At 40.5% G+C, this 19,721-nt stretch carries 18 protein-coding genes; 10 read left to right on the plus strand and 8 right to left on the minus strand.

The window, feature by feature from the left end:
* Window positions 1-299 precede the first annotated feature (299 nt).
* The 4 genes from LZF95_RS23045 (at window position 300) to LZF95_RS23060 (ending at window position 4,204) form a co-directional block, all read left to right on the plus strand.
* Window positions 300-449: a hypothetical protein gene (locus LZF95_RS23045; RefSeq protein ID WP_192085527.1), complete on the plus strand. Its 150-nt coding sequence runs from the start codon at window positions 300-302 to the stop codon at window positions 447-449.
* Window positions 450-550: 101 nt separating this feature from the next.
* Complete coding sequence (locus tag LZF95_RS23050) at window positions 551-706, plus strand: hypothetical protein (protein WP_192085526.1); 156 nt, start codon at window positions 551-553, stop codon at window positions 704-706.
* Window positions 707-773: 67 nt separating this feature from the next.
* Entirely contained in the window at window positions 774-962 is a 189-nt protein-coding gene (locus tag LZF95_RS23055; RefSeq protein WP_192085525.1) for a hypothetical protein, read from the plus strand.
* A 587-nt stretch (window positions 963-1,549) separates the two neighbouring features.
* On the plus strand, window positions 1,550-4,204 hold the full coding sequence (locus LZF95_RS23060; RefSeq protein ID WP_233757711.1) for an N-6 DNA methylase: 2,655 nt from the start codon (window positions 1,550-1,552) through the stop codon (window positions 4,202-4,204).
* Between the two features lie 220 nt (window positions 4,205-4,424).
* On the opposite strand, the gene LZF95_RS23065 is transcribed toward LZF95_RS23060, so the two are convergent.
* Window positions 4,425-4,619, minus strand: a complete 195-nt coding sequence (locus LZF95_RS23065) for a thermonuclease family protein (protein WP_192085523.1) — start codon at window positions 4,617-4,619, stop codon at window positions 4,425-4,427.
* A gap of 60 nt (window positions 4,620-4,679) precedes the next feature.
* Between LZF95_RS23065 and LZF95_RS23070 the strand changes: the two genes are divergently transcribed.
* The 3 genes from LZF95_RS23070 to LZF95_RS23080 all read left to right on the plus strand — a co-directional run bounded on the left by LZF95_RS23070 (window position 4,680) and on the right by LZF95_RS23080 (window position 7,842).
* Entirely contained in the window at window positions 4,680-4,865 is a 186-nt protein-coding gene (locus LZF95_RS23070; protein ID WP_233757713.1) for a hypothetical protein, read from the plus strand.
* A 729-nt stretch (window positions 4,866-5,594) separates the two neighbouring features.
* On the plus strand, window positions 5,595-6,623 hold the full coding sequence (locus LZF95_RS23075) for a nucleoid-associated protein (RefSeq protein ID WP_233757714.1): 1,029 nt from the start codon (window positions 5,595-5,597) through the stop codon (window positions 6,621-6,623).
* Window positions 6,610-7,842 (plus strand): hypothetical protein, encoded by a 1,233-nt coding sequence (locus tag LZF95_RS23080; RefSeq protein WP_192085521.1) that lies wholly within the window; start codon window positions 6,610-6,612, stop codon window positions 7,840-7,842. Before LZF95_RS23075 ends, LZF95_RS23080 begins: the two co-directional genes overlap by 14 nt.
* Before the next feature lie 87 nt (window positions 7,843-7,929).
* On the opposite strand, the gene LZF95_RS23085 is transcribed toward LZF95_RS23080, so the two are convergent.
* From LZF95_RS23085 to LZF95_RS23110, 6 genes are all read right to left on the minus strand, one after another.
* Entirely contained in the window at window positions 7,930-8,178 is a 249-nt protein-coding gene (locus LZF95_RS23085) for a thermonuclease family protein (protein WP_192351547.1), read from the minus strand.
* Window positions 8,179-8,195: 17 nt separating this feature from the next.
* Window positions 8,196-9,116 (minus strand): hypothetical protein, encoded by a 921-nt coding sequence (locus LZF95_RS23090; protein ID WP_192085520.1) that lies wholly within the window; start codon window positions 9,114-9,116, stop codon window positions 8,196-8,198.
* 25 nt (window positions 9,117-9,141) lie between these two features.
* Window positions 9,142-9,591 (minus strand): thermonuclease family protein, encoded by a 450-nt coding sequence (locus tag LZF95_RS23095; protein WP_192085519.1) that lies wholly within the window; start codon window positions 9,589-9,591, stop codon window positions 9,142-9,144.
* A gap of 170 nt (window positions 9,592-9,761) precedes the next feature.
* Window positions 9,762-10,985: an IS256 family transposase gene (locus LZF95_RS23100; RefSeq protein ID WP_192085518.1), complete on the minus strand. Its 1,224-nt coding sequence runs from the start codon at window positions 10,983-10,985 to the stop codon at window positions 9,762-9,764.
* 126 nt (window positions 10,986-11,111) lie between these two features.
* Entirely contained in the window at window positions 11,112-11,510 is a 399-nt protein-coding gene (locus LZF95_RS23105) for a helix-turn-helix domain-containing protein (RefSeq protein ID WP_192085517.1), read from the minus strand.
* Window positions 11,510-11,887 (minus strand): helix-turn-helix domain-containing protein, encoded by a 378-nt coding sequence (locus tag LZF95_RS23110; RefSeq protein WP_192085516.1) that lies wholly within the window; start codon window positions 11,885-11,887, stop codon window positions 11,510-11,512. Before LZF95_RS23110 ends, LZF95_RS23105 begins: the two co-directional genes overlap by 1 nt.
* Window positions 11,888-12,593: 706 nt before the next feature.
* On the opposite strand from LZF95_RS23110, the gene LZF95_RS23115 reads away from it, so the two are divergent.
* From LZF95_RS23115 to LZF95_RS23125, 3 genes are all read left to right on the plus strand, one after another.
* The gene (locus tag LZF95_RS23115; RefSeq protein WP_192085515.1) at window positions 12,594-14,366 is read left to right on the plus strand and encodes a TlpA disulfide reductase family protein; all 1,773 of its coding nucleotides are present in this window, start codon (window positions 12,594-12,596) and stop codon (window positions 14,364-14,366) included.
* Complete coding sequence (locus tag LZF95_RS23120) at window positions 14,363-17,548, plus strand: SusC/RagA family TonB-linked outer membrane protein (RefSeq protein ID WP_192085514.1); 3,186 nt, start codon at window positions 14,363-14,365, stop codon at window positions 17,546-17,548. The genes LZF95_RS23115 and LZF95_RS23120 overlap by 4 nt, the downstream gene beginning before the upstream one ends.
* A 104-nt stretch (window positions 17,549-17,652) precedes the next feature.
* On the plus strand, window positions 17,653-19,014 hold the full coding sequence (locus tag LZF95_RS23125; protein ID WP_192085513.1) for a RagB/SusD family nutrient uptake outer membrane protein: 1,362 nt from the start codon (window positions 17,653-17,655) through the stop codon (window positions 19,012-19,014).
* A 63-nt stretch (window positions 19,015-19,077) separates the two neighbouring features.
* Here the strand turns inward: LZF95_RS23125 and LZF95_RS23130 are convergent, their stop codons facing one another.
* On the minus strand, window positions 19,078-19,365 hold the full coding sequence (locus tag LZF95_RS23130; protein ID WP_192085512.1) for a DUF6520 family protein: 288 nt from the start codon (window positions 19,363-19,365) through the stop codon (window positions 19,078-19,080).
* Window positions 19,366-19,721: the final 356 nt, after the last annotated feature.

Here is a 19,721-nt window from a genome sequence, read left to right on the forward strand (position 1 = left end):
TGCAAACGCTCCACTGGCGCTTGTGCACATCAATACCAATGAATAACTTAGGAGAAACTTCGGTGTCCATGATATATTCTTTTTGGTTCTGTCCTTAAAACGAACCAGATTATATCATGGGAACTATAAGCAATAGCGGGTTTGGTGCTAAATTGAAACGAAATGAATATTAATAAAGGTAAGTGTTTAACCGAAAAGTTAGTGGTTTTTAATCCGCTACTGCTCATACACTAGACCGTGGTGTGTCTTGAATCTTACCTTTCCTTATAGGGGAATCGTGATGAATGCTGTAAACTTACATGGAAGACATTGTTCGCAAGTGCAATGAGTTGGCCTTCCGCCTACGACTGTCAAGAGTAGTTGGCAAACCGCATCATGCTGCATTGATGGAAACATTCTTTGTGGTGAACGATGATGTTAAAAACGGGGACAAAGATTCCCGAAGGTGAGCATGATGGAGCTGAATAAATTGAACCTACTATTAAGCCTCGAAAGCGCAAATTGTGATGTCGAAAGCAGTCTCTCACGTTTAGGCTGTGAAACAAGTGTAATGGACGACTTGATTACTGATTACACGGCATCCGGGGTAAAGTGGGCAGGAACATCATGTAGGGTAGTTTATGGAACAAGAGAAGTCATTGCCGTTTTGTTAACCTTCACAGGGACGCAAACATCAGGTATCAATGAGGCAATGGTGGCGGACTAAACCGTAGTAGTATTGAAGCTCCTGTAATGGGAGTGGAGCGAAGGGTTTAGCTTGTCCGGTGTTCCTAGTGAAAGACAACCAGCGATGGGAGGATCAGTACAAGGAATACAAAGTCCCGATCAGGCCGAAAGGCGTGAGGATACAAATTGTGGAAAGCCATAAGGGACTGGACAAGAAGAGCCGTGTGAAGGGAGACTTTCACGCACGGTTCTGTGGGAAGGCAGGGGCGAAATTCCCCCGCCTGACCCGACTGTGACTTGAATCGACCTTAAAAGTAAGTCGAATGCTCTGATATGGATGGGAATACCATTGATGAATTAATAGCTAGATCCTCAAACGGTGGCTTGGAGGATTGGCCTTGAAATCGCATTACTCTGAAGTCCGGCTTATTTGAACACTGGAAATTGGTTCAACCTTAAGTACTTTTAGTACAAAGTAATTTATTAACCTGAAGAGCCGCGTGAGGTGAGAGTCTCACGCACGGTTCTGTGGGAAGTTGAGGGCGGAAATTCCATCGCATGATCCGATTGTGCGTCATACTGAAAAAGCCAACGCTCGGTGAAGGTCTTTCCCAATCGGCGACAAGACAATGAACATTTACACTATGATATAGTGAACTTTTACTATCTTCGACACCGAATAAATAAAACTTAGGTTATAAATGAATCGAATTAAAGGACAAAGGAATTTCGCAGACTTGGCTCAGCCAAACAAACAGGGAAAAGCTACAACACGATTAACGAATATGCTCGTAACGTGAGACAACCGAGTTTTGAAGACTTGTACAGCTTGCGGAAATCCTAAAGTTGAAATCAAAGATTTATTAACAGAAAGACAAAAATAATGGCACAATCAATAGAGCCGAATATTGCAGATTTAGCGAACGGATGGCTAAAAAAGTATAAACTGCCTTACAAATTAGAACAGGAATCAGTTAATGCAGAAATTGATAAAGCCCTTTTTGATTACTACACCAAGAATGGTGGAGCAGGTGCAAATCGACCAGATGCCAAAATATTACTTCAAGACAAAAATTTGGACTTCTTCCCTGTTCTTATTGAGTATAAAGGCTATAAAGACAAACTCGTAAAACTTGACAAAGACGGACAAGTTGAAAACAGAACTTCTAAAAATGAATCTCACTTTAAAAACATCAACTCTTTTGCTGTAAACGGTGCTGTTCATTACGCAAATGCCTTGCTTCATCATACAAGCTACACTGATATTGTTGCTATCGGAATGACAGGTCACAAAGATGAAACAGGCAAAATTCATCACGAAATAGGCGTTTACTATGTTTCAAAAAGCAATTTAGGAGCAGGTCAGAAAATTGGCGACTACACTGACTTTTCATTTTTAGCATCTAAGAATTTTGACGCATTTATTGAGTCAATAAAAACGCTTCAACTTTCACAGGAAGAACTAGAAAAGCTAAAAGAGCAACGAGAAAGAGAAATTGACCAAAGCCTTGTAAAACTCAACAACGACATTTACCAGAACGAAAAAGGCTTAGGAGAAAATGACCGTGTTTATCTGGTTGCTGCATCAATTATTGCAACGCTTGGTATTCCAGGAAAAGTTACACCGCTTGAAAAATCTGACTTAAAATCATCAACTGAGAAAGGATATAGAGATGGTGATTTAATGATTAAAAAAATAGAATCATTTTTAAGTCATAAAGAACTACCAGACGAAAAGAGAAACCTCATTGTCAGAACCCTTTCTAACACTCTTTTAACTGAGAACATCAACAAAGTTCAAGACGGGGAAAGCCAACTTAAAAGAGTGTTTGCCAAAATTGTAGATGATTTAGGTATTTACTACAAAATTGGATTGACTACCGATTTCACAGGTAAACTATTTAATGAAATGTACGGTTGGTTGGGCTTTTCGCAAGATAAGTTAAATGACGTTGTACTTACGCCTTCTTATGTTGCTTCCTTATTAGTCAAATTGGCAAGAGTGAACAAAGATTCCTACGTGTGGGATTTTGCCACAGGTTCAGCAGGTTTGTTAGTTGCGGCAATGAACGAAATGCTAATTGATGCTAAAAACACTATCAAATCGCCAGACGAACTCGCAGAAAAGGAAGTTCAAATAAAAGCCGAACAATTACTTGGTTTAGAGTTGCTTTCTAGTGTTTATATGTTGGCAATCCTCAATATGATTTTGATGGGTGACGGAAGTTCTAACATTTTAAATACAGATTCAATAAAAGATTTTGACGGTAAATATGGTTTTGGAAGAACAGATAAAAAATTCCCTGCGGATGCTTTTATATTAAATCCGCCCTATTCTGCTCCAGGTAACGGAATGAACTTTGTCGAAAAAGCCTTAGATATGATGAACAAAGGCTACGCTGCAATCATTATTCAAAACTCATCAGGTTCAGGAAAAGCCGTTGCATATAATAAAAGAATTTTATCCAAACACACGCTTTTGGCAAGTATCAAAATGCCAGTCGACATTTTCATTGGCAAATCCAGTGTGAACACCAACATTTATGTTTTCAAGGTTAATGAAAAACATCATAAAGATGATATAGTAAAGTTCATTGACTTTACAAATGATGGATACACACGTGCCAATAGAAGAAAAGCAAGTAACAACTTAAAAGATACTGACCAAGCAAAAGAGCGTTATCAAGAAGTTGTTGACATAGTTCGTTTTGGAAAAAGTAAGCTTAACATTTTTACAGAAAGGGAATACTACGAAGGAAATATTGACCCAAATAATGGAGCGGATTGGAATCAGTCTGCCCCAATCGACAGTAAACCTAATTTGGAAGATTTCAGAAGGACAATAAGTAATTATATTTCTTGGGAATTGAGTTCTCTTCTCAAAAATCAAATTTTAGGAAAACTGTTAAACACAGATAAAGCTGCGAATACAGAATCAGTCTTATTATCTAGCAATATAACTGATTACGAATTAACTAAAGAAGAAACGCAAGCGTTAGAAAATTTTGACAATCTCAAGTGGAATATATTCAACCTTGAAAAACTTTTTGGAAAATCAACACGTGGTAAACGCTTGAAGAGTGCTGATAGATTGCCAGGAGATTTACCTTTTATTACAGCGGGCGAAACAGATGAAGGGTTCTCTGCATACATTGGAAATAAAGTCGAAATTTTTCCTGCTAATACTACAACTATTGATATGTTTGGTTCAGCCAAATATAGAAACTTTAAATATGGTGGTGATGACCATATTGCGGTTATTCATGCGAACAAAATTCCAAAAAATGCATCCGTTTTTGTAACTGCTTCAATCCACAAATCATCATACAACGGACAATTTAACTACGGTAGAAATTTTTATACAAAGGACGCTGACGCATTAAATATTTCGTTACCAGTAAAAGACAACAAGCCTGACTATAAAAGTATGGAGACAATTATTTCTGCCATACATAAATTGGTTATCAAAGACGTAGTTCTTTACATAGAAGGAAAAAAGAAAGAATTAACTAAATTGCTTGAAAATACCAACGCTTAAAGCTATACACATTAGCAATTAGTGTCAGAAACTATACCTACGAGACATTTCTAATCCTTGACGAGCCTGAGTTATATTAGCTTTTTCATCCCGGAAACCCTTCTTATAAAGGTTCCAGGTATGAATAATTTAAAGACAATCTTGGGTATTATCTAAAAGAACTGGAAAAGAAAGAACTAAGCAGAGCTGTTCTATGGGAAGAAGAGTATGCGGATAAGTCTCAATCATTCCACAGCCCTTTTCCATTCACTCTGGCTTTTTCTTGAACCTTCGTAAAATCCTCAACATATCTAACATTAGGTGGATAAGTCGCTAACCTTGCCAGCCCCATTTCCAGCAGATGTGCATTCAAGAAAGTACTGTCTTCCAGATACACGTATGCCAGAGTCCTGCCATATCGATCGTACTTCTGCACGTCATATTCAAGCTAGATCAGAATTCAGGGTTGGCCATCAAAGCGCTCGGCGTTGATTCCATGAACATACTGATTAAAGGAATGCTGGATAATCATAGACTCACCTATATCATCCATAGTTACTTTTATGTGCCGGATAGCTTCATGATGGACGAGAAGATCGTCTGTTGGATATTCTGGAGTATGACCCCTCTGATCAATGGTTTTAACTCTTTAGCGAAAAATTTCGATAACCAAAAAACCTGATCTGATAATTCAGATGAAACAATCTATATTCAATCACGGATAGGGAAAAGAAATCAATCCAATCACTCGCATCACAGATCTGAAGCCTACAACCTGCTTTCTATATTCGTCCGAAAAAAGGCACAGACAGGTGCAGATAATTCCTCTGACGGACTGAAAAACACAGCAAATTCTCACAATTTCTTTTCATTCCTACAAAAAATACCCTGTACAGGGTATGTGCTGGTATCATATTATTCTTTTTATTGCAGAAGTCTTTTAGTTACTGAAAGCTATCAGTTACCGCTGCCAAGCGCCTCCTCTTCAAGGAGAGCTTGTCCCGTATGAGCAAAACGATATCGGGATGAATGGGAGAAGGTAGCCTCACCAACTTTTATCACACCCATCCGGGCTTAAATCCGGAAACAAATCGGTCACCCATTTTAATCTGGATGAAAAAGGTACTATCAGTCTTCTTCCTACTTGCTGTAGCCCAGTGGATATTTCGGTCTGACCATGCCAGTCATTTCGGTCAAACCGTGCCGCTATTCCAAAACTGGCCAGGCATTAGATCTGGCAGCACCCGCCTGCTTAGAATATAAACCTTTCTATGCAGAAGCGGGAGAATCAAAACATATATTGCGAATAATTGATAGAAAGAGTTGTGATTAATTAATAAACTTCGAAAGTATGAAGAATAAATAACCTCTAAAGGACATAAACAGTCTCTCTCCTAAACTAAAAAAAAATATGGTAAATGTTAAGAAGTTTGTTATTCATGAAATTGAAAAAGAAAAGAATGTAAATGAAGGATTTGGCCAATTTTCCACTTCTTTGAATGATGTCAATGATAATATCATCGATTTAATTACTAAACTTGACAAGGGGTTTACTAAGGATGAAAGGGTGGTTAGAACAGAGTTTGAGGATAAGTACTCTTTCGTTTTTCAAGACGAGTTGAAAAATTATATTGACAATCAGTCTGATAAAGTATTCTTTTCTTTCACTAAGAATTCCTTGACAGAGATGGTTAAAATCATTCAAAATATTCCCTTTGCAACTGGCGGTTATTTTGTTTATTCAGTATATAAAGTAAATAATAAAACCTATATAGGTGTTTTTATAGTAAGAGATTCGGAGGGGGTTATTTTTAATAAAGGAGTTAAAGGTAGGTATACTGTTAATACAACAATGGTTATTAATATCGAGAAACTTGCAATGGCTTGTAGAATATTGATAGATGGTGTTGTTAAGGGGGAAGATCGTTATTTACATTTAACTCAGCCTCGGAAAGGTACTGTTTCTGACTACTTTTCAGAAACGTGGATTGGCTCTAAGCTTGTTGAAAAAAGTATTTCAGATACAAATTCTTTTTTAGAGTTAATTAAAAAAGTAGATTTACCTATAGATCCTGAAACCAGAAAAATCTATAACATTGATTCTTTTCGTGAGGATATGCTAAAATACATAGAAGGAAATGGAGGTGTGATTAGACTTACTGATATTGGTATGAGGTTTTGGGAAAATGATGAATATTTAATCGATATAGTAGAAGATTATAATTTTAATATCAGCAACGAATTTAAAGCTTCTAGCAGTATAAAATTTTTACGAAAATACGAAGTGTCTTATGGAAAAATTAAAGTTTCATTTTCCGTTGGGGATATCAATTCGGGTCATATTAGTATTGAAGATGATGATAAGATTATTATCGAATCAAAACAATTGCGAAGCAAATTTGATAAATTAAATTTACTGGATTCAGATGAGAATATATGAAGAATTAATTAATCAGCTGCTTAATACAGATAGTTTTAGCTATGATTTTGATAATGAGACTATTACATTTGTTCTTAAACCTAACTTTGAGGGCCTAGAATTAGAGGAATCAAATAATCAATTTTTATTATCTAAAAGTGATCTCCCATTTCAAGTTTATTTCTCTCGTAAGGAATACTCTGAAAAAGTTGGTTATAGAGATTTTAAAAGTGATTTATATGTTATTGAAGGCGGGAAGTTACTGTTTCAATTAGTTGATGGCTTGGTGTCGGTGTTTTCTTCAGGACTTTCAAAGAAAGATATTGAACAATTGAAATTATACTTCCAATTTTTGGATTGTTTCACTACTGAGTATAATAAGCATGGTGATTTAATTGACTATATTGACATATCTAAAAGAGAGATTGTATTAATTTCTAATGGATTAAATCGTGTATTTAAATTAAAGTTTCAAGATAAGGGTGAGCTAAATTTGAATGAACCTTTACGATACGAACTAGTAGATTTTGAGAAGTTTAAAATAGAACTTGAAAATAATGGCAAGAATTTCAAGGTATTCCTAAAAAAATCAATAATTGACTATGTGTCAAAGAATAGTGATTCTTCCTTTATAGATGTTTTTATTAATTTTCACAAAATTCTATTTGAATCTAGACTTAATTTCGATGTTTATCTAAATGAGCTTTCAATATCAAAAATTAGAGATGAATACGAAGATTATAAGAATAAGTACTTTGAAGAACAGAATACTATACTGTCTCGCTTAACTAATCAAGTTATTTCATTACCAATTTCTTTAGCCGGTGCTGCATTTGCAATATTTAGATTAAAGGAAGATTTAGCTGCAGTAATTATTATTATTTTATCTATATTTGTTCTGGGTGCATTTTTTACATCTTTTATAAGAATGTATTTTTATGATTTAAATAGGATTGCATACTTAGTTGAGAAAGATTATAGTTTTTTAACTTCTAATAGATTTTTTATTACTTATCAAGATGAACTGAGTTATTTTAAAGAATCAAAGGATTGGATAGAAAAAAGGTCTGAGCAGATTAAAATTAGATTAAGGTGTTTTTTCTATACTATCTGGTTGTTTAATGCTTTGATTCTAGGATATTCAATTGTTAATTTTTCTTCTATATTTCATATTTTTTTATTTATTATTTTTGCACTGCTAGTGATAATTTGTTTGGAAACATTAGTTTTTAGTGATTAATTTTTTGAGTTATTTGAATCTTTTAAATAGCAATATTATATGAATAGCAATAAATACTTTTGTTAATTTTTTTTTTTTTTTAATTCATTATTTAATGTTGAAAGGCTGACCATTATATCCAATCTCTTTGGATTTATATGGAATCTTCGTAATACCCTCCACATACCTCGCATTCGGAGGATAGGTCGCCAACCTAGCCAGCCCCATTTCCAGCAGATGCGCATTCAAGAAAGTACGGTCTTCCAGATATACGCATGCCAGCGTTCTTCCATATCGGTCATATTTCTGAACATCATATTCAAGAAACACCTTTTTTCCCTTTTGCAGCTTCTTTATAAATGCATAAGAAAAGCTTAACTTTCTATCACCTCATTGCTCACTACTTCCCCAGTTCGGTACACCAGGATTGCTTTTCTCACTTCTTCATTAAGTTTCACCTCAATGGTGATATACTCACCGATTTGGTTTAATAGCTTTATAGAAGTACTACATCCAGGACAGGTGGTTACGCCATAAAAGTCTAAAATGTTTTTGGCCCAGGATTGGCAGATTGAGTAATCAAAGCCATCCACTGAATTTTCCCATACGGCTAAAAAGAAATCTACTTCAAAATAAAGTACTCCCAGCGGTGGAGAGTAGGGCGCTCTGCATTCCCAACGAATGCTTTCTGAAAAATCGCTGCTTATAAATTGAGTATAGGATACTCCATAGTCATTAATCTCCCCGTTATACTCTAATAAAAAACCACCTTTCCAGGGTCTTACATAATCGAGAAAGGGAAATGCATTTCTAGGGATATATTCAGTTGTGGATTTAAGCTCCCAATTATCATGGCTAATCCTTAAAAGGCTTTTAGAGCTGATAGCATCCTCATTTAGGGTCGTATTGGAAAAACCGTAAATTTCGAAGAATTCAAAGTCCCAAACCATATGGGAGTGTAGAATAGGATTATAGATTGCTTCTGAGATAAGAGAATCCGGATCCAGGTCTATTGTATATTCTGTTATTTTTTTATCTGGAGATTCAAAAATACCCAACCAGAACTCCCCATTAGTACCTCCATAGAGATAAGTATGTTTTGTGGCTCCATACTCATATAATCCTAAATAATCCAGATCCTGGACATCAATTAGGGAACCATAGATGGCAATTAAACTATCTCTTAATGCAAGTTGTGGGTCTATTGGACTGCTAGGTTCATGAGATTCCTTACATGCTGTGCAAAGTACTGCAAACGCAAAAAGGAACAGAATTTTATTGGTAAAAATCTTCATAGACCGATTTTCTCCATAACATTCACTATTCGATACTATTTCCCTGCACCTCCCTAAAAAACTCAACATACCTCACATTCGGCGGAAACGTAGCCAACCTTGCCAGCCCCATTTCCAGCAGATGCGCATTCAAGAAAGTACTGTCTTCCAGATACACGTAGGCTAAAGTCCTGCCATATCGATCGTACTTCTGCACGTCATATTCAAGCAGCACCTTCTTACCCTTTAGCATGTTCTTCACATATTCAGAGGCTTCCTTGCCTCCCGGCTGCTCTTCCGTCAGTCCTTCCCATTTCACTTCAGGTGTATCCACTCCGATCAATCGGATTTTCTCGTTTTTCCCGGCACCCATCTTCACCCAAAAAGTGTCTCCATCCACGAACTTATGAATCTTATACGGTCCATATCGTTCTTGGGCAAAGAGGAGTGTGAATGTGGAGAATAAGAAGATTAGAGCTAAAAGAAATTTTCTCATGTCAGTAAAACAGTTTGCATTAACAATTTAAGAAGAAAACTTGAATATTTTTTTGCTGTGGATCATATGGGAAAAATAAGATTCCTGTCCGGGTGGAATTTTTTGGGAGTGTTAGCTAAACTCTGTCCTTCCCTTCCCTTGGGGTACCCCAAGGGAAGGGAACTAATTAATTAATTTGTATTGATGTCCAGCTTCAGCCTCCCCTCAAATTTAATGGCCAGCTGCTGGACTGTCAAGCCCCAGTTGTGCAAAGGGGAGCTCCATTTTTTCTCGATCCGCCGGGTAGCAAGGTACACGAGCTTCAACAGTGCCATATCACTGGTAAATGCCCCTTTGGTCTTGGTGACCTTTCTCACCTGCCTGTGATACCCTTCCACGGCATTGGTGGTATAGATCATCTTTCGGATGCCCTTGGTGTATGCAAAATAAGCGCTTAGCCTTTCCCAGTTGCTGTTCCATGACCGGAGTACCACCGGATATTTCTTCCCCCATTTCTCTTCCAGATCCAGAAGGGCTGATTCTGCCAGATCTTTGGTGTCTGCCCCATACACCAGCCTGAGGTCACGGGCGAACTCCTTCTGATCCTTACTGGCCACATATTTCAGGCTGTTGCGGATCTGGTGGACGATACAGAGCTGGACCTCTGTTTTGGGGAAAACCGAATGGATCGCCTCCGGAAAGCCTACAAGGTTATCTGTACAGGCAATCAGAATATCACGGACACCACGGTGCTGTAGGTCACTGAGCACCTGTAGCCAGAAGTTGGCCCCTTCGCTTTCAGACAGGTACATTCCCAGGATTTCCTTTCTCCCGGATTTGTTGATCCCAAGCACATTGTACAGTGCCTTATGCTTCACCTTGCCTTCTTCCCGTACCTTGAAGTGCATGGCATCAAGCCATACGATGCAGTAAACCTCCTCCAACGGACGGTTCTGCCATTCCTTTACCCTGGGGATGATACGGTCGGTAATATCACTGATTACCTGGGTAGAGACCTCGGTGTCGTACATTTCCCTGATATGTGAGGAGATGTCACGAAGGCTGCTGCCCATGCCATAAAGGGCGATGATCTGATCTTCCAGATTGTCTGCCAATATCCGCTGGCGCTTTTCGATAATCTTGGGTTCAAAGCTGCTGTGACGGTCCTCCGGGGTGTCAATGGTCACTTCGCCAACGTTGCTCTTCACTGTTTTGGTACCTTTTCCGTTGCGCTTATTGCCCGAGGACCACCCTTTGTCTTCATCACGCAGATGCTCATCCATCTCTGCCTGAAGTGACTCTTCCAAAAATTCCTTCAGAATTGGTGAAAGTGCCCCGTTCTTCCCGAAAAGGTTCTCCCCTGATAAAAACTGCTCTAATACTTTTTTCTTGAATGCTGATTCTTGTTCTTTCATACTGCTCTATCTTATAAACTTTAACTAAAATTCAAAGTTTTAGACAGAGTTTAGATTACAGTCTCAATTTTTTCAAGATGATTAACTTTAATTTCTTATGTATAGCTTGAAGAAGTGAGGCTATTTCTATTTTTCCCTAATTATTTTAATAAATTCTTCTCTTAGCTTTTCGAGCTGTTTTTCAAAAACTTCGATGGTTTCTTTTAACGGATTATTTATGTTCTCAACATTGGCATTGATACTTGACGCATTCACGTTGCTGTTTTCGTAAAAATTAATTGTGTTATAAAGTACTTTTTCTTCACTAAGCCCCTTGAGACCTTCGAGAGTGACCTCCAAAGCGTTCGCTATTTGTTGCAATTTTTCATCGGATATATTTTCGGATTGTTCAAGTTTAGAGACAGCTTGCTTCGTTATACCTCCAAGTCTATCACCTAATTCAGATTGGCTAAGACCTCTAAGTTTTCTTACTCTTTCAACTTTTCTCCCCTTATGAAACGACAGTTTTTCAGATACATTTTCCATTATTGTTCAGGTTTATTTTTTTTGAATAGCTCGATTTTTTCTCGTTCACTCGCCAGTAGTCTTTCATAAAGTTCTATTACTTTATCTAGTGGATTAAAGACTTGGCTGATCCCGTTTGAATTTTCTGTTATTGTAGTATTATCAATATTATTTGAAATATGATACAAGGCTGAATTTTCATCAAAATTGTCCAAGAACTCTGGTGATACACCAAGTGCTTCGGCGATTTGAGCAAACAGGTTGTCATCAATATCTTCCAGATTCTCTATCCTTGACATTTCAGATTGAGAAACATTAAGATCCTGAGCTAAAGAATCTTGCTTAATTCCCTTAAAGTTTCGGCATTTCGCCACTGTTCTTCCTCTATGCTTATTCATAAAATTTATTTTTGAATAAATGTCAACCTTTTTTGGTTAAAAATCAACCTGAATAATTTATTTTTTTCTGAGTATTGGCGCAAATTGGATGAATAATGAAAAAAGTATCAACGGAAATTGATTTTGCAAAATGCGAGTATGCCCTTTTAGAAAATTGGGGAATATTAGATTTTGTTTTTTCAATTACTCTGTTTGATTTACTATTCAGAAGAAAACCTAAGAATCCGATCTGAGGATTCATTTTTAAGACCGTGAAAGGGGAGGTGCACATCCCTGAGCAGATCGGTTACTACACACTCACGTCAGCAAGCTCAGAATAGCCGGTAGAGCTGACAGATTACATCTTATTATTAATTAATGCTGGTTGGTCGGATAGACTGAGGTGGGATTGATATGTCTGGTTTGGAGTAGCAAGTAGCAGGTATCAAGTAGCTAGAGAGTAGAGCCAAGAAGCAAGAAGCTAGAGTCAAGCTTGCCTGCCGAAGGTAGGAGGCAAGATTCAAGCGTTCGTGATAGTGCTTTCAGCTTTCAGCTCTCGCACTTCCCTTCTGAACACTGAGACTGCCTACTGCGACTGAGATTTCTCCTCGTACCTCGTCGAAATGACCTAAAGACTGCTACTGCCTACTGACCACTTTCTTCGGTCTTCCGTCTTCGGTCTTCGGTCGGTGAGCCCGTCGAACCGCCAGCTTAAAACAAAAAGCACATGAAAAAACACATACTCATCTGCTTAGTGGGACTGCTATGTCTTCCCACAAGCACACTACTGGCACAAGTTGCTGATTCACCCGGGGCGGATTTTCTTCATAGGTCTGTGCCCCAAGTCTCCCCTGAACACGGAGACACCCATCGGGGCGGGAATGCCCGTCCCGATACTTTGCCGGAGAATAGTAGTTTGGTTGATCACTTCGGCACCCAAGGGCAGGAGAGCGAAAGCTCTTCTGCTTCGGTGGGGGAGGCACTTATCTATGGGGAGATCATCAATCCTGATTCGCTGGGGCCGATCAGGCTGACTGTTACTCCCTACTATCTGGATCCCAAATCCTCTTTTATGAGAAAGGAATCAACCATAGATCCACAGAGGGGAGAATTCTTTGATGGGGTCATGAATAAGAGGACTATGAAATTTCTTGCTGAACTGTCCTTGGGTAAACGCACGGGTTATTTCACGCTGTCCATTGATGGCTGGCCGATTCTCGAAAACTACCTGGTCCATCCCGGGGATAGCCTGATGCTTAGCCTAAACCTGAGATTGATGGAAGTTCTGTTTGCCGGAAGCGATGCAGCCTTTTATGAAGCCCAATATATGATAAAACGGGAGCAGAAACGCCGTGCCTTTGCATCTCCGAGGCAGTTGGTGGCTCAGGCAGACAGCAGGATGCTGCAAGATCCTGATAACCAAGCCAAAATAGCGAAGTATAAGGGTGCTTATGGTGCCGAATTGCTCATATTTGAGCCGGGAACTGAAAGCTTGGAATATTTAATGAATACGCTAGGGCATCCAGAGGAGGCTTTACAAGCCCAGATTACGGTACTTAACGGGTTTTCCGATCAGCTCAGTAATGAGGAATTTGATCTGTTGGAGGCTAAAATCTACAGTGACTTCTATGCCGGCGGGTTTTCTACCTATCGTAAGTTTTATCATCCCCAGGTGGAAAGACAATTCAGCGAAGATGAGAGGCTGGATTTCAGAAATAGAATGCAGGTTTTTGTCGAAAAAGCTGAAGCTGAAGAATACCTGCAGCATACCCGGTTGATTTCTGATTCTTACCTCATGATGTCCCTTGAAATCTCCATTCTTAAATCCCTCTGGGAAGAGGAATCCTTTCTGGAGATCGTATCGCGGGACCATACCGGTGAAGTAGCAGACCGCCTCCGTGCCGGATATCTGTCCAATTACCTTTCAGCGCTTTCCGGACAGGAAGAAAAAATACAGAGGTTTTTGGAAGTGACTTCAGTATCCCCATGGAGAGAAAGAATTGTGAGCCTTGAAAAATCCCATGTACCGGGCGATTCTATTCTGCCGATAAGGTTATCCGATCTTCAGGGAAACAACTATACCCGTGGGGACCTGCTGGGAAAACCCACCCTTCTCTATTTCTACTTTAGCTCCTGTGCGCACAGTGCCACTTACTTTAAGGAATACCTTTTTCCGCTCTATGGGCAAACCAAAGAGCTGGGCTATGAGTTGGTCGCTGTTTCTGTGGACAGGGATAAGGAATTCTGGAAATCACACATTGATCAATACTCTGACTCCACTATTCTGAACCTCAATCTTTCCGGAAAGGATAAGCAAAGGTGGATCAGCTACTATGAGATCTATGGCTATCCCAAAACCATGCTCCTTGATGAGCAGGGTAGAATTGTCTCTTTTGATATACGCGAGCTAGGGACGGATTATCAGTCCTTTCACGACAACTTCCTAAAACTGTACCAAGAAGAAATTTCCCATTCACCTTTTTCTGTACCAAACCTATGAAGACTTTCAGTTTATTCTTAATTCTAATACTCAGTAGTTTAGTCTCATTTTCCCAGACAGAAATGAGGATAATGGAAGGGCGGATCACCGCCTCAGAAGATAAGTCGGCTCTTCCGGGGGTCACAATTATGGTGAAGGGAACCTCTAACGGCACAGTTTCCAATGAGGAGGGGAAGTTTCGCCTTTCTGTACCAGAGGGTGATGTGCTGTTGGTTTTTAGCTTTATCGGATATGAATCACTGGACTATGTGGTTTCTGCTGGACAATCCTATCTGGAGGTGGCATTGCAGGAAAAGGACATTGATTTAGAAGGGGTGACCATCGTATCAACGGGCTTCCAGGAGCTCCCTTTGGAACGTACCACCGGATCATTTGTGGGAATCAACAAGGAACTCATTGAACGCAGGGTGTCCACCAATATCATAGACCGGTTGGAGGATGTAACACCTGGACTGGTTTTTAACAGGGACAGGCCCAATCTGGCAAGTGGAGAGAGCATCTCCATCAGGGGAACTGCTACCTTGATCTCATCCAGTGAGCCGCTAATAGTAGTGGACAACCTGGCTTACGATGGACCACTTTCCAGCATCAATCCCAATGACGTGGAGAGCATTACCGTTCTCAAGGATGCGGCGGCTGCTTCTATCTGGGGAGCTAGGGCAGGAAACGGGGTCATCGTGATAACTACCAAAAAGGGTGCATTTGATAAGCCTATGAGGGTGGAGTTTAATTCAAATGTAACCTACATACAGGAACCGGATCTGTTCTATTATCCTACCATGACTATTGGGTCCTTGGTAGATAAGCAGACAGACCTTTATGAACAAGGCTACTATAACAGCCAGCTTAACAATATCCGTAATCCTGTAGTCAACCCACTGGCAGAAGCTTTTTATGCCCATGAGCAGGGGTTGATTTCAAGCGGGGAGCTGGAAGGGATTGTCGGGACGCTCAGAAATTCCGACCTACGGAGGGATAGGAAGGAATACCTGACACGTCCGGCGGTCAACCAGCAATATTCCTTGAATATTTCAGGTGGCTCAGCAGCGTATAACTATCAGGTCAGTGCTGGTTGGGATAAGAACCGGGGATCAGAAGTCACTGTGGACAATTCGAGGATTACGCTTTCGACAAGGCAGAACTGGAAAATATGGAAGGAGAGGTTGCAATTCGGAGTAGGGGGATTTTACGTTCAGTCAGGATCCAATTCCGCTGTTCCGTCAACTTCCAGTCTTAATCCATATGACCGGCTTGCTGATGAAAACGGCGATCACCTCTCTGTTTACAGTGATTACAGCATCAGGTTCAAACAACAGATGGCAGACCAGCTCGCATTGGACTGGAATTATGTTCCCCTGGATGAAATAGGACTTACACCGACAACGACCCGTTCCAAAGACCTGAGGCTTTTCCTTCAGACTGACTATAGTATCCTTGAAGGACTGGATTTATCGGTCAATTATCAGTACTGGACCAACCGTAGGACTTCGGATAATTACAATCCGGTGGAATCTTACTTAGCAAGGAATCTCATCAATTCATTGACAGAGATCGGCGAAGACAACCAGCTGATCCATCATGTGCCCATGGGTGGGATACTGAACCAAAACAATACACAGGCATACAGCCATAACCTAAGAGGACAACTAAGTTATGGTAGGACTTGGGAGAACCATCGCATCAATGCTTTTGTGGGAGGGGAATTTAAGGATCAGGAGAGTGAAAGCTATGGGATGAGATCTTACGGGTATAATGCCGAAAACGGAACCTCCCTCCCTGTTGATTATCTGACAAGAAGGACAAATATTGCTACTGGGAGAATGGAAAATGTTCCATTCACTGAGAGCTTTGGTGGAATCACGACCCGGTTTGTATCCTATTTTGGAAATCTGGGGTATAGCTACCAAGGCAGATACCTGCTGAATGCCAGTGCCAGAAAAGATGCCTCCAATCTCTTCGGAGTCAATACAAATCAAAAAAGTGTACCACTCTGGTCCGTTGGTACGGGATGGATACTTTCTGAGGAAAGCTATCTAAAGGGAGGCTTTATAGACTTTCTCAAACTTAGATTGAGTTATGGATACAATGGAAATACCAATCCAAATGCGACTGCACTAACTACCGCTAACAGCTATGCAGGGGCTCAAAACCTGTTGACTTATCTTCCATATCTGGGAATACGTACCCCTCCAAATCCGGAATTGAGGTGGGAGCGTATCAAAATAACCAATGCGGGGGTGGATTTTGAACTTTTGGGATCCCGTCTGTCGGGTTCGGTGGAATACTATGACAAGCAGGGGCTTGATCTGTTGGGGCAGATCCCTTTGTTCCCCTCTTCTGGGTTCAGTAGCGCAACATTGAATTATGCCGCCACGCATACCAAAGGCTGGGATATCGTACTGAATTCTGTCAATACCAAAGGATCACTGAGATGGGAGACTTCTTTGTTTTTAAGTTTGTTGAAAGAGGAGGTGACCGAGATTGAAAATGAACCAACCGCCACACAGCTGATTGATTATTCCCCATCATCGCCGACTCCTGCCTTGGGAAAGCCATTGTTCTCTATTTTCAGTTTTCCGTTTGCCGGGCTACAGCCTTCGGACGGGGCTCCTATGGGCATAGTAGAAGGGGTAGCCAGCACGGATTATGCGACAATTTACAGTGAGGCCACACCGGATAACATACAGTTTCATGGCAGTGGACGTCCTACCAAATTTGGGGCTATACGCAATACAATAAGCTACAAAGGATGGAGCCTGTCCGCAAATATTTCGTACAGGCTGGGTTATTATTTCCGACGTCCTTCTGTGGATTTTGACCAGATCAATAGGGGAGGGTTTGGCCATGCCGATTATGAAAGGCGCTGGCAACAGCCCGGAGACGAGCTTACCACACAGGTCCCTTCAGATCCGGCAAAAGTGGATGCCTTCAAAACACATTTCTACCTCAGCAGTAGTGCAACGGTGGAAAAGGGTGATCACATTCGGTTGCAGGATGTTAGATTGTCCTACAAGTTAGCTCCTAAAAATACCCGTACGGCACTTTTCAGGACATTTGAAGCCTACTGCTACCTCAACAACCTTGGTATTCTATGGAAAGCGAGTGATAAGGTAGAAGACCCTGATTACCTTTTAAGCCCTGCCTTGTTCTCATCAGCCATAGGCTTCCGCGCCTCATTCTAATGTTTAACCTTACGCCTAGGGATATATTGGATTTTAAGCGGGTCATTGCTTTAATCTTCCTGCTGGGAAAATATCCATGGGTTTACCATTTAAAACTAAATACTATGAAAACTCATTATATAAAAGTCCTGCTTGTGCTTTTTGGGTTCATTGCCCAATCATGCTCCGAATTTCTAGATGCCAAACCTAATCAGGCCTTGGTGGTCCCTGCCTCATTGGATGACTTCCAGGCTTTACTGGATGCTGAGCAGCGCGGAATGAACTCTTTCCCAATAATAGGAATGATAAGCTCCGATGACCTTGTTTTTGGAGAAGGACTCATCCAGAGACTTTCCTTTAATTTGACGGCTACGTATTTCTGGGAAAAAGAACTTTATATGGCGGACGATTCAGATGCGAACTGGTCATCCCCTTATAATAAAATATCTTATGCCAATGTGGTATTGGATGGATTGAACGGGTATGAGACTCAAAATCAGGTTGAAGAACAGCGCAAACTGGAACTTGAGGCATCTGCCATGTTTTACAGGGCTATGGGACATTTTGAAGTACTGCTGCATTTTGCTGAGCCTTTTGATCCTGTAATGGACGACCAGTTGGGCATACCTATCCGGTTGACCTCAGATGTGAATATTAAAGTAGGCCGATCTACCATGGTGGAATCTTTTAATCAGATTATCAGCGATCTGGAATATTCCTCACGGGTACTGAATGATAAACCTACCATTGCAACCCGTCCATCAAAATGGGCAGCATTTGCCATGTTAGGCAGGGTCTATCTGACCATGCATAATTATGAACAGGCTTACGAATACTCAAAAAAGGCTTTGCAAATTGACGATACATTGATGGATTATAAGAGCCTAGATTCAGATTTGCCTTATTCATTTGAAATTTTCAATCCTGAAGTCATTTTTTACCAGCGGCAACTTAGTTCCACATTTACCACCAATGCGGAGAACATGGTTAATCCCGATTTGGTAAGTCTTTATGACAGCAGTGATTTAAGGCTGACCTATTTTTTAATAGAAGGTAGAGAGGAGGGCGTTTATAATTTCCGGGGCAACTATACGGGGGATTTCTACAACTTTGGCGGCATTGCCACGGATGAAGTTATTCTCAATTATGCAGAGAGTGCAAACAGGTTAGGCATGGATACTGACGCATTGGAAAAATTAAACTATTTATTGGAGCACAGAATGGAGTCTGGATACAATGCTGTTGAAGGATTGTATGATGTAAATTTACTCAAGAAAATAGTGGAGGAAAGGAGGAAAGAATTGCTCTACAGAGGAATACGTTGGTGGGATTTAAAGCGACATAACAAATATCCTGAACTTGCGGTCACATTAAGGCGTGAATTCAACGAGGGGGGGGCACTATTGGAGCCGGATGATCCACGGTACACATTCATGATTCCTCCTGCGGAGATAAACCTGAACCCGATGCCGCAAAACCAAAGATGATCAGTAAAAAAAGGCATTCCTTTCAGGGGAATGCCTTGATTTCCGGATTCTTTAATTCGGAAATTATTTTACAAATGAGTCAAGTTCACCGGTAATGATGAATTCACCTTCTTCTACTGGAGTACTGTTTTTATCTGGCATTTCGAAAGAACAATCCTCGTTTTTCAATTCATCACAGACATAGGTTTCAGGACCTGGGGTTACGCCAGCCAAATTGTACCAGATCTCTGGCCCTGGGGCAGGATCTTCAGCATATCGCTCGGTGGGATCATTGGCAAAATTCATGGCCATGGCCAGGGTTGCCCCGAACACTAATCCTAGTGCTGGGAGCAGGTTTTTAAGTGATTTCATAGTCGTGTTGGTTGTGGGAGTTGCCTCCCGGGTTAACTTATTCGGTACTCAGTCCCACTGATGCGGAGTCCCTTCCGTGGACTTTTTCCTTCGTGAGGAATCCGCCCAAAGACTCCGGCTCAGCGGGTGAACCGTCCAGGTTGCCCCGGTTTGGGAGCCGGTTCCGCTCCCTGCACCGCCGAGTGTTGACTGGCATCTCTACTCCCAGTCATTAGAGATGGACGGTGCGGTAATTAGGTTTGATTTCCCAAGACCAATGGTCTTAAGGGAATTTGTTCATGCTATTTTTTACAGCCCGTGCTTTAGATCTTTGGGCTGTGGGCGGCGGCTCCACCTCCGTCGCCCTTTATTATGTT

Origin of the sequence: Algoriphagus sp. AGSA1, from assembly GCF_021390545.1 — a bacterium.
In the GTDB taxonomy this organism is placed as follows: domain Bacteria; phylum Bacteroidota; class Bacteroidia; order Cytophagales; family Cyclobacteriaceae; genus Algoriphagus.

Bases quoted from the DNA above. Each gene is read 5' to 3' on its own strand.
- LZF95_RS23070 (WP_233757713.1), top strand. From the start codon at position 4,680: ATGAACATACTGATTAAAGGAATGCTGGATAATCATAGACTCACCTAT.
- LZF95_RS23125 (WP_192085513.1), top strand. From the start codon at position 17,653: ATGAAAACTCATTATATAAAAGTCCTGCTTGTGCTTTTTGGGTTCATT.
- LZF95_RS23110 (WP_192085516.1), bottom strand. From the start codon at position 11,887: ATGAATAAGCATAGAGGAAGAACAGTGGCGAAATGCCGAAACTTTAAG.
- LZF95_RS23120 (WP_192085514.1), top strand. From the start codon at position 14,363: ATGAAGACTTTCAGTTTATTCTTAATTCTAATACTCAGTAGTTTAGTC.
- LZF95_RS23095 (WP_192085519.1), bottom strand. From the start codon at position 9,591: ATGAGAAAATTTCTTTTAGCTCTAATCTTCTTATTCTCCACATTCACA.
- LZF95_RS23075 (WP_233757714.1), top strand. From the start codon at position 5,595: ATGGTAAATGTTAAGAAGTTTGTTATTCATGAAATTGAAAAAGAAAAG.
- LZF95_RS23090 (WP_192085520.1), bottom strand. From the start codon at position 9,116: ATGAAGATTTTTACCAATAAAATTCTGTTCCTTTTTGCGTTTGCAGTA.
- LZF95_RS23100 (WP_192085518.1), bottom strand. From the start codon at position 10,985: ATGAAAGAACAAGAATCAGCATTCAAGAAAAAAGTATTAGAGCAGTTT.
- LZF95_RS23080 (WP_192085521.1), top strand. From the start codon at position 6,610: ATGAGAATATATGAAGAATTAATTAATCAGCTGCTTAATACAGATAGT.
- LZF95_RS23130 (WP_192085512.1), bottom strand. From the start codon at position 19,365: ATGAAATCACTTAAAAACCTGCTCCCAGCACTAGGATTAGTGTTCGGG.
- LZF95_RS23115 (WP_192085515.1), top strand. From the start codon at position 12,594: ATGAAAAAACACATACTCATCTGCTTAGTGGGACTGCTATGTCTTCCC.
- LZF95_RS23050 (WP_192085526.1), top strand. From the start codon at position 551: ATGGACGACTTGATTACTGATTACACGGCATCCGGGGTAAAGTGGGCA.
- LZF95_RS23105 (WP_192085517.1), bottom strand. From the start codon at position 11,510: ATGGAAAATGTATCTGAAAAACTGTCGTTTCATAAGGGGAGAAAAGTT.
- LZF95_RS23045 (WP_192085527.1), top strand. From the start codon at position 300: ATGGAAGACATTGTTCGCAAGTGCAATGAGTTGGCCTTCCGCCTACGA.
- LZF95_RS23060 (WP_233757711.1), top strand. From the start codon at position 1,550: ATGGCACAATCAATAGAGCCGAATATTGCAGATTTAGCGAACGGATGG.